The following is a 12,917-nucleotide window of genomic DNA, read 5'->3' on the forward strand; positions in this document are numbered from 1 at the left end:
ATGGCACGGTGGCCCGGGTGACGACCCACTCCCGGGCAGGGGATGGACGCGGTTGCCCTTCGCCCGTCGAACCCGGTAGAAACACCTCGGGCCGCTCGGCCCCACCGGCGTCGCGCCGGTGCCGAAAGGAGATCCGCCGTGACTGAACCGTCCACGACTCGTCCCACCACCCCGTTCTCCGACATCCCCGTCGCCGACTACGTCCGTGACGCGGTCGGCGCGCTCCTGCTCCTGATGTCGCTCTCGCTGCCCTGGGACGAGGGGCACCGGGCGGCGGACCACGTCGGGGTCGTGCTCTCGACGTTGCTCGCGTTCGTCGTCCTCGCCGTGCCCTACGCGGCTCGGCTCGGCATCATGCCCGCAGGCTGGACCGTTCGTTCAACCCGCACGACGCGTCTCGTCGCGGCGGTCCCGTACGCGGTCATGGTCGCCCTTGCCGTCGTCGCCGACCTGACCACGGCCGGACCCGGACCAGGCCTCGGCACGGCCGCCGCGCTCGGCATGGCAGGGGTGGCGCTCACCGCACAACCACGAGCCTGCGAGCTCGGACCCGAGGGGGAGGACCCCGCCGGACCCCGGTGGACCCGCGCGCTCGGGATCGTCGGGATCGTCGGTCTCGCTATCGCCGTCGTCGGGGTGGTCGTCGTCGCCGTCGACGGGCCCGGGGTGTGGGTCCTCCTTGCGGCCGTCGTCGTCGCCGCGTGGCTCGTGCTGCTCCTCGGCTGGCCCGTGCTCGGCTCGGTCCGCGGGCAGGAGTCCGCGCGGGTCACGACCGTCGGCGTCGGCATCGCGGTCGTCGCCGCCGCGGTGCTCGGTTCCGGCTCGAACACGCTTCCTCACCTGACGACGTTCTCCGCGCCGACACCCGTCATCCTGCTCGTGCCGGTCGCCGGTGCGATCGCGGCCAGCGCAGCGGTCATGCGCCGCACCGTCGAGGTCTCGGCGCTGGACCGGTGGGTCGGGACAGCGGTACGCGGTCTGGCCCTGCTCGTCGCCACGGCTGGGGCGGTGGTCCTCTGGGCGGCGTTCGGGCTCGCGTCCGGGGTCACGACGGTCGTCACCGTCGTCACGCTCGTCCTGGGTCTCCTCGTCCTCGCCGGCGCAATCCTCGGTTGGCGCTCGCTGTCCGCGGACGCCGTGCAGGGTCGCCGCTCGGCGCTCGCAGGCGCGGGGCTCGCCGTCCTCGCCGGTACCGTCCTGATGATCGTCGACGTCTCGCCGACCACGACCACAGGGACGGCCGAGTTCATGCTCGCGCTCGGACTGCCGGCACTCGTGATCGTCGCCCTGACCGTGCCGCGCGAGGTGCGCGATCACTTCCGGGACAACCGTCCGTCGTCGAGCACCGACGCCTACGAGTGGAAGAGCACCCGTGCTGCGTCGGAGGACGGCTTCCCGGACGCGGAGTCGGCGTCCACCCGCCCCGCCGACGAGCCGGCGGGCAGCTCCCCGGAGCCCGTGCGCCGAGCGGGCAACCGGGACCGCGCCGTCCAGGACGAGCCCCGCATCACACCGGTCGAACCGGTGCGCAGCGGGTACGCGGCGCGCCCAGGTCTGGCCGAGCAGCACACCGAGGTGCTGTCGGTGACGAGCGGACGCGAGCCGGAGACGTTCGCCGGCGGCGGGCGCGGGGCCCACGAGACGCAGGTGATGGCGCCGGCCACCGGATTCTCGGCCGCCGAGGCGGGCGACCCGTCGACGCCGCTGGAGACCCTGGCGCGCATCGCGGCGGAGTCGCCGGACCTGCGGCCCGTGATCGCCGAGAACCCGTCGACCTACCCGGCGCTGCTCGACTGGCTCGACCGCCTGGGCGACCCGGCGGTCGACGCCGCCCTGGCACGGCGTGCCGGACGCTCCTAGCGACCGCGGGCGCCCGGTGGCCGAGAAGCTGCCGGGCGCCCGTGGCAGCACGCGCTACAGTGGAATCGTGCACAGCGTTCCGCAGCTCCTCCTTCGGTGCCGCGACGAGGCTCTCTAGCCGGTCTCTCGTCGCGGTGGTTGGTGTGCCGGCTGACACCGTCGAACGCACCGAACCCTGAAGGACCCCCATCATGGAACAGCCCCAGACCACCCAGGACGCACGCCCCAACGCCCAGCAGCCGTCCGGCATGCCGGTTCACAAGTACGAGCCCTTCCACCGGCAGATCGACGTCAGTCTCCCGGACCGCACGTGGCCGGACCGCCGGATCGAGACGGCGCCACGGTGGTGCGCGGTCGACCTGCGTGACGGCAACCAGGCGCTGATCGAGCCGATGAACGCCGAGCGGAAGCTGCGGATGTTCGAGCTGCTCGTGGGGATGGGCTACAAGGAGATCGAGGTCGGCTTCCCATCGGCGTCGCAGACCGACTTCGACTTCGTCCGCAAGCTCATCGACGAGGACCGGATCCCGGACGACGTCGCGATCCAGGTGCTGACGCAGGCGCGCGAGCACCTGATCGCCCGCACCTACGAGGCGATCGACGGCGCGAAGCAGGCGATCGTCCACCTCTACAACTCGACCTCCACGCTGCAGCGCGAGGTCGTCTTCCGCACCGACGAGGACGGCATCGTCGCGATCGCCGTCGACGGCGCGCGGCTGTGCAAGAAGTTCGAGGAGACGATCCCGGGCACCGCCGTCTACTACGAGTACTCGCCGGAGTCCTACACGGGCACCGAGCTGGAGTTCGCTGCGCGCATCTGCAACGAGGTCCTCGAGGTCCTCGAGCCGACGCCCGAGCGCAAGGTGATCATCAACCTGCCCGCGACGGTCGAGATGGCGACCCCGAACGTCTACGCCGACTCGATCGAGTGGATGAACCGGAACCTGCGCTACCGCGAGAACGTCGTGCTGTCGCTGCACCCGCACAACGACCGCGGCACCGCCGTCGCGGCCGCGGAGCTCGGCTACCAGGCGGGGGCGGACCGGATCGAGGGCTGCCTGTTCGGCAACGGCGAGCGCACCGGCAACGTCTGCCTCGTCACGCTCGGCATGAACCTGTTCAGCCAGGGCGTCGACCCCCAGATCGACTTCTCGGACATCGACCACGTCCGTCGCACCGTGGAGCACTGCAACCAGCTGGCGGTGCCCGAGCGGCACCCGTACGCCGGTGACCTGGTCTTCACCGCGTTCTCGGGCTCGCACCAGGACGCGATCAAGAAGGGGCTCGACTCCATGGCGCTGCGGGCCGAGGCGGCCGGCGCCGGTGTCGACGACATCACCTGGGGCGTGCCCTACCTGCCGATCGACCCGAAGGACGTCGGGCGTTCGTACGAGGCCGTGATCCGCGTCAACTCCCAGTCGGGCAAGGGCGGGATCTCCTACCTGCTGCGCACCGAGCGCCAGCTCGACCTGCCGCGCCGCCTGCAGATCGAGTTCTCGGGTGCCGTGCAGGAGCACACCGACTCCCAGGGGTCGGAGGTCACGGGGGACGACATCTGGCGCATCTTCTCGGACGAGTACCTGCCCGTCGGCGAGGGCTCGGACCTGGAACCGTGGGGTCGGCTCAAGCTGCGCGGGACCCGCACGACGTCGGCCGAGGACGGACCGGACACGCTCGCCGTGGACGTGCTCGACCAGGGCGAGGAGCTGACGCTGGAGGGAACCGGCAACGGGCCCGTCGCGGCGTTCGTCGACGCCATTCGCCAGGTCGGTGTCGAGGTCCGCGTGCTCGACTACGCCGAGCACGCGCTCTCCGAGGGCGGCGACGCGTCGGCCGCGGCCTACGTCGAGTGCCAGGTGGGCGACGACGTCCTCTGGGGCGTCGGCATCGACCCCTCCATCACGACGGCCTCGCTCAAGGCGATCGTCTCCGCCGTGAACCGTGCGGAGCGCACGCAGGCCTGAACCTTCGACGTCGGCGGGTCGCCCGGACACGGGCGGCCCGCCGACGTCGTCTCAGGGCGTCGGCGCCGACGGACCGTCGGCCATGTCCTGACCGTACGCGACGAGGGAGCGGCGGTACCGGGTCACGAGCGACCCGATCGTCTCGACGGCGATGCCCACCGCCTCACGCTCACGCCCGGTGTCGGCGAGAGCGAGGGCGTAGAACGCGCGGACCTGAGGCTCGAGGAGGCTCTCGCCCCGGTCGAGCTCGTCCGCGAGGATCCGGACCGCCTCGTCCGCCTCGCCGATCGCGCGCAACGAGCTGGCGAGCTGGACGGCGGCCTGGCGTCGACGGTCCGGGTCCAGCCCTCCGTCGAGCGCCTCCCGGTACAGCGCGATCGCCTCGGCGGTGCGTCCGGTCGAGTCGCGTGCTCCGGCGCGCTCGAAGGCTCCCCGCGGGTCGCCGGGGTCCAGCTCCGACGCGAGCGCGTCGATCCGGGTGACCAGATCGTCGTCGTCGGGTCGGTCGTCTCCTGCTGCGTGTGTCCAGACCGCGTCGACGCGGCGCTCCCAGTCGTCCATCGGTTCATTGTCTCCTGCTCGCGTGACCGGGACGCCCTCGGCGCAGCGCTCCGGTGTGGGCGGCATGCCCGACAATGGTGACGTGCCACAGTACAGAGACGACGCCATCGTGCTGCGCACCCAGAAGCTGGGTGAGGCGGACCGCATCGTCACGTTCCTCACGCGCGAGCACGGCAAGGTGCGGGCGGTCGGCAAGGGTGTGCGGCGGACGTCGTCGCGGTTCGGCGCCCGGCTGGAGCCGTTCATGATGGTCGACGTGCAGTTCCACGAGGGACGGTCGCTCGACGTGGTGACCCAGGTCGAGACCGTCGGGCCCTACGCGCGCCGCATCGTCGAGGACTACGGGATGTACACGGCCGGGGTCGCGATGCTGGAGACCGCCGAACGTCTGGTCGCGGCCGAGAAGGAGCCCGCGGTGCAGCAGTTCTGGCTTCTCGTGGGCGGTGTGCGGTCGCTCGCGACGGGCGAGCACGACGCGGGCCTCGTGCTCGACTCCTACCTCCTGCGGGCGCTGTCGATCGCGGGGTGGGCGCCGACGTTCACCGAGTGCGCGCGGTGCGGCGAACCCGGGCCGCACCGGGCGTTCTCCGTCGCGACCGGCGGTGCGGTCTGCGGGGCCTGCCGTCCGCCGGGGTCCACGTCGCCGGCGCCGGAGACGTTCGGCCTGCTGGCGGCCCTGATCGAGGGGGACTGGCATACTGCGGATGCGTCCGTGGGTCAGCACCGGCGCGAGGCGAGCGGCCTGGTCGCCGCGTACAGCCAGTTCTACCTGGAGAGGACGTTGAGATCGTTGCGGATGGTTGAGCGGGTCGACCCGCCTGTCAGAACCACGCCCCCTGGCGAGGCGCTCGCATGAGCCGCACGACGCCGTCGCGCGGCCGTCGCGAGTTCCTCGCCCCGCCACCGCACCCGTCGGGCGCTCGCCCGCCGCGGATCCCGGCCGAGCTCGTGCCCGAGCACGTCGCGGTCGTCATGGACGGCAACGGTCGGTGGGCGAACGCCCGGGGTCTGCCGCGGACCGCCGGGCACGAGGCCGGGGAGGCGGCGCTCCTGGACGTCGTCGCCGGGGCGATCGAGGTCGGGGTCAAGCACGTCAGCGCGTACGCGTTCTCGACGGAGAACTGGAAGCGGTCGCCCGAGGAGGTCAAGTTCCTCATGGGCTTCAACCGCGACGTGATCCGGCGTCGTCGTGACGAGATGAACTCCTGGGGAGTCCGGGTGCGCTGGGCGGGTCGCCGACCGCGCCTGTGGGCGTCGGTGATCAAGGAGCTCGAGGTGGCCGAGGAGCTCACGCGGGACAACGACGTCTGCACCCTGACGATGTGCGTCAACTACGGCGGGCGCGCCGAGATCGCCGACGCCGCGGCCGCCATCGCCCGCGACGCGAAGGCCGGGCTGCTGGACCCGCGCAGGATCTCGGAGAAGACGGTGCAGAAGTACCTTGACGAGCCCGACCTCCCGGACGTCGACCTGTTCTGGCGCAGCTCGGGCGAGCAGCGCACGTCCAACTTCATGCTCTGGCAGGCCGCCTATGCCGAGCTCGTCTTCATGGACACACCCTGGCCGGACGTCGACCGCCGTTCGCTCTGGGACGCTGTCGAGACGTACGCCCGGCGGGACCGGAGGTACGGGGGAGCGGTCGACGCCCCCAGCGCGTGATCTCCGGGCCGGGCATCGGGGCCCGGCCTTCTACGCCCTCCGCCTACGTGGTGCTTCCGTCCTCCTGTGCGGGCGGTGCCTGCACGGACGGCGCCTGGCTGGCCGCCTCGTGCTCGGCCTGGGCACCGGGCGGCACAGCGCCCAGCGTCGCTCCGGCGGCCCGGGAGTGGCGGCGGTGGAGGACGACCGCGAGCGCGATCAGGACGACGATCAGCACGAGCACCGCGATGCCGGCCGGCGATCCCGTCGCAGCGGCGAGTGCCGCCGTCCAGGCTGCCCACCCCACGGTCGCGTAGATCGTGCCGTGCAGGACGCAGCCGAGCGCCATGACCGCCAGGTAGCGGCCGAACGGGACGCGGAGGATCCCCGCCGCACCGTTGACGATCGTCTTGGTGCCCGACATCAGGAACGACGCGGGGACCGCGACGAGGCCCCACCGCTCGAGGGCACGTCGTCCACGGGCTGCTCCGGGGCCGCCGAGCCACCCCTGGACACGCCGAACCCAGGCGCGCTCGGTGTGCGTGCGCTCGACCGTCCACGTGGAGACGAGGCGCGCGATCCAGTAGGTCGCGAGCGTGCGCACGAACGCGATCGACGCGAAGAAGGCAAAGAGGGGCCAGAACGACGCGCCGTTCAGCGAGTCGGGCATGCGGCTAGCGCGTCGTCGCGCAGGACTCGCAGGTGCCGAAGATCTCGATGGTGTGCTCGATGTCCACGAACCCGTGCGCGGCGCCGATGCTCTCGGCCCACGCCTCGACGGTCGGTCCGTCGATCTCGACCGTCCGGCCGCAGGTGCGGCAGACCAGGTGGTGGTGGTGCTCGGAGCGTTGGCAGCGGCGGAAGAGGTTCTCGCCGTCCTCCGTGCGGAGCACGTCGACGTCGCCCGAGTCGGAGAGCGCCTGGAGGGTGCGGTAGACCGTGGCCAGGCCGATCGAGTCTCCGCCCGTACGGAGCTCGTCGTGGAGCTGCTGGGCGCTGCGGAAGTCGTCGACCCGGTCGAGGACCGCGGAGACCGCGGCCCGCTGCTTGGTCATGCGTTGCACGTCTCGTCGCCGTCCTTCCGTGCGGTCCCGGACGGCTCGAGGTCGACGTCGTCCGGGATGTCGGGGTGCGGGTCGTGGCGTCGGCGGCGCGTGACGATCGGCGCGATCGCGGCCACGATCCCGTACGTGATGATCGCCAGCACCACGATAGTCGCCCCGGGCGACACGTTGTACCAGTAGGTGATGGAGAGCCCCACCACACAGACCGTGACGCCGACGACGGTCGCGACCTGCATCGTGCGGCGGAACGACCGGGTGGTGAGCTGGGCTACGGCGACGGGCACGATCATCAGGGCACTGACGAGCAGGAGCCCGACGACGCGCATCGCCACCGTGACGGTCAGCGCCGCGACGATCGCCACCGCGATGTTGAGGAACCGCACGGGCAGGCCCGAGGCCTTGGCGAACTCCTCGTCGTAGCTGACGGAGAACAGCGCCGCGCGCAGCCCGAGGCCGACGGCGAGCACGATGACGCTCAGGATGAGCGTGAGGACGAGGTCGCCCGTCGTGACCGTCGAGATCGACCCGAACAGGTACGCCGTGAGGTTGGCCTGGGACCCGCCGGCGATGCCCATCAGCAGCACGCCACCGGCGATCCCGCCGTAGAAGAGGAGGGCGAGGGCGACGTCGCCGCTCGTGCGGCCGCGCTCCCGGACGAGCTCGATCGCGACCGACCCGATGATCGCCGCGATCACGGCACCGGGGATCGCGAGACGGTCCTGCGGCACCAGACCCATGCCGGCGCCGACGAGCCATCCGAGAGCGACACCCGTGAGGGCGACGTGCCCGATGCCGTCGCCCAGCAGCGACAGTCGTCGCTGGACCAGGTAGGTCCCGACGATCGGGGCGGTGAGTCCGACGAGCAGCGCCGCGATCAGAGCGCGCTGCATGAGCGGGTCGGAGAACATGTAGGCCAGCTCGGACAGGAAGGTCATGACTGGTGTCCCGATGCGTTGTCGAAGCCGAGGTCGGTCTGGGGGGCGTAGAGCGGGACCATGGGCTCGTGGGGGTGCACGTGGTCGTGGTCCTGCCCGGCGTGGTCGAGCGCGGCGCGGGGCGGGGCGCCGTCGTGGACGATCCGGCCGTGCCGGAGGACGACGGCGCGGGTCACCAGAGGAGCCAGGGCGCCGAGCTCGTGCAGGACGACGAGCACGGTCAGCCCCTGCTCGACGAGGCGCGTCATGGTGGCCGCGAAGGCCTCCTGGCTCGGCTGGTCGACGCCCGCCACGGGCTCGTCCAGGATCATCACGTCCGGCCGACGCGCGAGCGCCCGGGCGATGAGCACGCGCTGCTGCTGACCGCCCGAGAGCTCGCTCGTCGCGAAGGTGGCCCGGTCGAGCAGTCCGACGGTCTCGAGCGCCTCGTCGGCGCGAGACTTCCAGTCCCGGGGGAGGCGAAGGCGACGCCCGTAGAGCAGACCCGAGCCGACGACCTCTCGAGCCGTGGACGGCACGCCGGACTGGGCGCTGACGCGCTGCGGGACGTAGCCGATCCGCTGCCAGGGGACATCGCCCGTCAGGGGCGTGCCGAGAAGGGACACGGAACCGGCGCTGGGCGTGAGGATGCCGACGATCGTGCGGACGAGGGTCGACTTGCCGGAGCCGTTCGCCCCGAGCAGCGCGACGACCTCTCCGTTCGTGACGGTCAGGTCGATGCCGCGCAGGATCCTGCTGGCACCGAGCGTGACCTCGAGGTCGGTGACGTCGATGACCGGCGTCACGAGCAGACCAGCCCCGCCTCGAGAGCCTGAAGGTTCGATTCCATGACATCAACGTAGTCGAGGGAGTCGTCGTTCTGCGTCTCCAGCGGGTCGAGCACCGCGGTGTCGACGCCGACGTCGTCCGCGAACGTCTCGGCGACCTTCGAGCTGGCGTTCGTCTCGGAGAAGACGGTCGTCACCCCGTACTCCTCGACGACGTCGCGGATCTCTCGGAGGCGCGCGGGGGACGGTTCGTTCTGCGGGTCGACCCCTGCGAGCCCGACCTGGACGAGGTCGTACCGCTCCGCGAGGTAGCCGAACGCCTCGTGCGACGTGACCAGCGCAGCGCCCGCGCAGTCCGCGAGCGCGGTCGAGTAGTCCTCGTCGAGCGCTGTCAGCTCACCGACGAGCTCGTCCAGGTTCGCGCTGTACTCGTCGGCGTTCTCGGGGTCGACGGCGCTCAGCTCGGCCTCGACGGCGGTGGCGACGTCTGCCAGCCGAGTCGGGTCGAGCCAGAAGTGCGGGTCGTTGATCCCGTGGTCGTGCTCGTCCTCGGTCTCCGAGCCCGACTCGGTCGTCGCCTCCGCCTCGTCGGCGTGCTCCGCGTGCTCCTCCTCGGTCTCGCCGGAGTGGTCGTCGTCCGCCTCGTCGACCTGCTCGGCGGCGTCCGTCGCGGCCTCCCCGTTCGGGGAGGACTCGAGGTGTGCGCTCTCGGCCGCGTCGAGGGCGTTCGCGTCCCGCGCCTCGACCGCCTCGTCGACGGCGGGCTGGAAGTCGGAGAGGTAGACGACGAGGTCGGCGTCGCCGACGCGCCGAACCTGGGCCGGCGAGAGCTCGAGGTCGTGCGGCTCCGCGGCCGGGGGTGTGAGGTTGGTGACCTCGACGAGGTCTCCGCCGATCTCCTCCGCGACGTACTGCAACGGATAGAACGACGCGAGCACCTGCACGCGGTCCGGGTTCTCCGGTGTCTGGTCGGCGGCCGCCCCGCACGCCGTGAGCGTGAGGGCGAGGCTGGTGGCTGCGGCGATCGTGAGGGTCGTGCGACGGGCGGAAGGCATGGGGACAATGCTCCGCTAAATGATAATCAGTGTCAAGAAGGTTCGCGCGGTGGGGACCAGTAGGCTGGGGGATCGCCCCGACGAAGCCACGTCCGGGGTACACACGACCTTCTGGAGTGATCAGCGTGGCCGCAGCGCCTTCCCGTCTCGACAACGTCGTCGCCCTCGCGAAGAGGCGCGGGTTCGTCTTCCCCTCGGGCGAGATCTACGGAGGTACGCGGTCCGCCTGGGACTACGGGCCGCTCGGTGTCGAGCTCAAGGAGAACATCAAGCGCCAGTGGTGGAAGGCGATGACGCGTCGCGACGACGTCGTGGGCCTCGACTCCTCGGTGATCCTGCCCCGCCAGGTGTGGGTGGCCTCGGGCCACGTGGGAGTCTTCACCGACCCCCTCACGGAGTGCCTGAGCTGCCACAAGCGGTTCCGCGAGGACCAGATGCTCGAGGAGTTCGAGGAGAAGAAGGGCCGCGCCCCCGAGGGTGGCCTCGCCGAGATCGCCTGCCCCAACTGCGGCAACCGTGGCCAGTGGACCGAGCCGCGTGACTTCAACATGATGCTCAAGACCTACCTCGGCGCGGTCGAGGACGAGTCGGGCATGCACTACCTGCGCCCCGAGACCGCCCAGGGGATCTTCGTGAACTTCGCCAACGTGATGGGGGCCTCGCGCCGCAAGCCGCCGTTCGGCATCGCGCAGATCGGCAAGTCGTTCCGCAACGAGATCACGCCGGGCAACTTCATCTTCCGTACGCGAGAGTTCGAGCAGATGGAGATGGAGTTCTTCGTCGAGCCGGGTACCGACGAGGAGTGGCACCAGACGTGGATCGACCTGCGTCACGACTGGTACACCGGGCTCGGTATCGCCCCGGAGAACCTGCGCCTGTACGAGCACCCGAAGGAGAAGCTGTCCCACTACTCGACGCGGACCGTCGACATCGAGTACCGGTTCGGGTTCACCGGGTCCGAGTGGGGCGAGCTCGAGGGCATCGCCAACCGCACCGACTTCGACCTCAAGACCCACGCCGAGCACTCCGGCAAGGACCTGTCGTACTTCGACCAGACCAAGGACGAGCGGTGGGTGCCCTACGTCATCGAGCCGGCGGCCGGCCTGACGCGCTCGCTGATGGCCTTCCTCGTCGAGGCGTACACCGAGGACGAGGCGCCCAACGCCAAGGGCGGGGTGGACAAGCGCACGGTGCTGCGTCTCGACCCGCGGCTCGCGCCGGTCAAGGTCGCCGTGCTGCCCCTCAGCCGCAACGAGAAGCTGTCGCCGAAGGCCCGCGGTCTGGCCGCGGACCTGCGTGAGCACTGGAACGTCGACTTCGACGACGCCGGTGCCATCGGGCGCCGCTACCGCCGCCAGGACGAGATCGGCACGCCGTTCTGCATCACCGTCGACTTCGACACGCTCGACGACGACGCGGTCACCATCCGTCACCGTGACTCGATGGAGCAGGAGCGCGTCGCGCTCGACCAGGTCGTGAGCTACCTCGCGGGGCACCTGGTCGGCTGCTGAGACCTGCGTAGACGACAGCCGACCCCGGGCTCTCGGGGCGTCCCGTGAAGGCGACGCCCCGAGAGCCCGGGGTCGGCTGTGTACGTGGCCCGGAGCCCTAACCGACCTTCTTGCCCCCGCGGTTGACCAGGACGAGGACGACGCCGACCACCATCGCGATGATGCCGAGGTAGATGAAGAACTGCCCGAGACCGGCGAGGCCGAGAACGAGCAGCACGAGACCGGCGATGATCAAGACGAGCCAGAGGGCCATGAGAGTCCTTTCGTCAGCGATGCGCACCGTTCGGTGCGCCACAGGTCCGTGACCCTAGGGCGGTACGGACGGACTCGCACGTCGGAGACCTGCCGCTGCCGAGGAATGGGAGAATGGGCGCGTGAGTACCAGCGCATCCGTCCAGCCCGTACCCGGCCAGCGGCTTCTGCCGCCGCTCCAGGTCGGGCCGCACACCATCGAGACCCCTGTCGAGCTCGCCCCGATGGCGGGCGTGACGAACAAGGCGTTCCGGACCCTGTGCCGTGAGAACGGTGGCGGGCTCTTCGTCGCCGAGATGATCACGAGCCGTGCTCTCGTCGAGCGTAACCCGGTCGCGCTGCACATCCTCACGTTCGACGAGAGCGAGTCCCCGCGCTCCGCCCAGGTGTACGGCGTCGACCCGGCCACCGTCCGCGAGGCGGTGCGGATCATCGCCAGCGAGAACCTCGCCGACCACGTCGACCTGAACTTCGGCTGCCCCGTGCCGAAGGTCACCCGCAAGGGCGGTGGCGCCGTCCTGCCGTGGAAGAGAGACCTGTTCACGTCGATCGTCCACGCGGCGGTCGACGCTGCGAAGCCGTACGACGTGCCGGTGACGATCAAGATGCGCAAGGGCATCGACGACGACCACCTGACGTACCTCGAGGCGGGTCTGATCGCCCAGAACGCGGGCGTCGCGACCGTCGCCCTGCACGCCCGGACCGCGGCCGACTTCTACAGCGGCACGGCCGACTGGGAGTCGATCGCCCGGCTGAAGGAGACGGTCACCGAAATCCCGGTGCTCGGCAACGGCGACATCTGGTCGGCCGAGGACGCGGTGCGGATGGTCGAGCAGACGGGGTGCGACGGCGTCGTCGTCGGCCGTGGCTGTCAGGGCAGGCCGTGGCTGTTCGCGGACCTGCAGGCGGCGTTCGAGGGGCGGCCGGAGCGGGTGACCCCCGGGCTTGGCGAGGTCGCCGACACGATCTACCGGCACGGTGAGCTGATGGTCGAGTTCTACGAGGACGAGTCGAAGGGCATGCGGGACCTGCGCAAGCACATGGCCTGGTACCTCAAGGGCTATGCGGTCGGGGGAGACGCGCGCCGCGCGCTGGCGATGGTCAGCACGCTCGAGGAGCTGCGGGGGCACCTGGCCGCTCTGGACCACGACGCGCCCTACCCGGGTGCGGACGCCGAGGGTCCGCGCGGGCGTGCGGGAACGCCGAAGAAGCCGCACGTCCCCTACGGGTGGCTGGACTCGCGCGACCTCGACCCGGAGTTCGAGGCGAGCCTGCGCGAGGCCGAACTGAGCGTCTCCGGCGGCTGACCC

General features: G+C 71.0%; 13 protein-coding genes. 6 read left to right on the top strand and 7 right to left on the bottom strand.

Going from position 1 to position 12,917, the window contains the following annotated elements:
* Positions 1-138: 138 nt before the first annotated feature.
* Together BLU20_RS07210 and leuA are read left to right on the top strand one after the other, a co-directional pair.
* On the top strand, positions 139-1,860 hold the full coding sequence (locus BLU20_RS07210; RefSeq protein WP_083372102.1) for a DUF7937 domain-containing protein: 1,722 nt from the start codon (positions 139-141) through the stop codon (positions 1,858-1,860).
* A 191-nt stretch (positions 1,861-2,051) separates the two neighbouring features.
* Positions 2,052-3,824: a 2-isopropylmalate synthase gene (gene leuA / locus BLU20_RS07215; protein WP_052367135.1), complete on the top strand. Its 1,773-nt coding sequence runs from the start codon at positions 2,052-2,054 to the stop codon at positions 3,822-3,824.
* Positions 3,825-3,875: 51 nt separating this feature from the next.
* Here the strand turns inward: leuA and BLU20_RS07220 are convergent, their stop codons facing one another.
* A complete protein-coding gene (locus BLU20_RS07220) occupies positions 3,876-4,385 on the bottom strand; it encodes a tetratricopeptide repeat protein (RefSeq protein ID WP_172829042.1) in 510 nt (169 codons plus the stop codon).
* Between the two features lie 82 nt (positions 4,386-4,467).
* Between BLU20_RS07220 and recO the strand changes: the two genes are divergently transcribed.
* Complete coding sequence (recO, locus tag BLU20_RS07225) at positions 4,468-5,241, top strand: DNA repair protein RecO (RefSeq protein ID WP_155990727.1); 774 nt, start codon at positions 4,468-4,470, stop codon at positions 5,239-5,241.
* On the top strand, positions 5,238-6,044 hold the full coding sequence (locus tag BLU20_RS07230; RefSeq protein WP_029253670.1) for an isoprenyl transferase: 807 nt from the start codon (positions 5,238-5,240) through the stop codon (positions 6,042-6,044). Before recO ends, BLU20_RS07230 begins: the two co-directional genes overlap by 4 nt.
* A 43-nt stretch (positions 6,045-6,087) precedes the next feature.
* Here BLU20_RS07230 and BLU20_RS07235 read toward each other — a convergent pair whose 3' ends face one another.
* From BLU20_RS07235 to BLU20_RS07255, 5 genes are read right to left on the bottom strand one after another with little or no spacing between them, the layout of a single operon-like run.
* A complete protein-coding gene (locus tag BLU20_RS07235) occupies positions 6,088-6,693 on the bottom strand; it encodes a DedA family protein (protein WP_157270380.1) in 606 nt (201 codons plus the stop codon).
* Between the two features lie 4 nt (positions 6,694-6,697).
* Positions 6,698-7,078, bottom strand: a complete 381-nt coding sequence (locus tag BLU20_RS07240; protein ID WP_029253668.1) for a Fur family transcriptional regulator — start codon at positions 7,076-7,078, stop codon at positions 6,698-6,700.
* Positions 7,075-8,022, bottom strand: coding sequence for a metal ABC transporter permease (locus BLU20_RS07245; RefSeq protein ID WP_043110008.1), 948 nt, complete (start codon positions 8,020-8,022; stop codon positions 7,075-7,077). The genes BLU20_RS07240 and BLU20_RS07245 overlap by 4 nt, the downstream gene beginning before the upstream one ends.
* On the bottom strand, positions 8,019-8,813 hold the full coding sequence (locus BLU20_RS07250; protein WP_052367133.1) for a metal ABC transporter ATP-binding protein: 795 nt from the start codon (positions 8,811-8,813) through the stop codon (positions 8,019-8,021). The genes BLU20_RS07245 and BLU20_RS07250 overlap by 4 nt, the downstream gene beginning before the upstream one ends.
* The gene (locus BLU20_RS07255) at positions 8,804-9,844 is read right to left on the bottom strand and encodes a metal ABC transporter substrate-binding protein (RefSeq protein WP_029253665.1); all 1,041 of its coding nucleotides are present in this window, start codon (positions 9,842-9,844) and stop codon (positions 8,804-8,806) included. Before BLU20_RS07255 ends, BLU20_RS07250 begins: the two co-directional genes overlap by 10 nt.
* A gap of 125 nt (positions 9,845-9,969) precedes the next feature.
* On the opposite strand from BLU20_RS07255, the gene BLU20_RS07260 reads away from it, so the two are divergent.
* Positions 9,970-11,355 (top strand): glycine--tRNA ligase, encoded by a 1,386-nt coding sequence (locus BLU20_RS07260; protein WP_043110025.1) that lies wholly within the window; start codon positions 9,970-9,972, stop codon positions 11,353-11,355.
* A gap of 97 nt (positions 11,356-11,452) precedes the next feature.
* Here the strand turns inward: BLU20_RS07260 and BLU20_RS13940 are convergent, their stop codons facing one another.
* Positions 11,453-11,608, bottom strand: a complete 156-nt coding sequence (locus BLU20_RS13940; protein WP_169738973.1) for a hypothetical protein — start codon at positions 11,606-11,608, stop codon at positions 11,453-11,455.
* A gap of 121 nt (positions 11,609-11,729) precedes the next feature.
* On the opposite strand from BLU20_RS13940, the gene dusB reads away from it, so the two are divergent.
* Complete coding sequence (gene dusB / locus BLU20_RS07265; protein WP_083372104.1) at positions 11,730-12,914, top strand: tRNA dihydrouridine synthase DusB; 1,185 nt, start codon at positions 11,730-11,732, stop codon at positions 12,912-12,914.
* Positions 12,915-12,917 lie beyond the last annotated feature (3 nt).

The sequence above is a fragment of the Paraoerskovia marina genome (genome assembly GCF_900105445.1).
GTDB classification, from domain to species: Bacteria; Actinomycetota; Actinomycetes; order Actinomycetales; family Cellulomonadaceae; genus Paraoerskovia; species Paraoerskovia marina.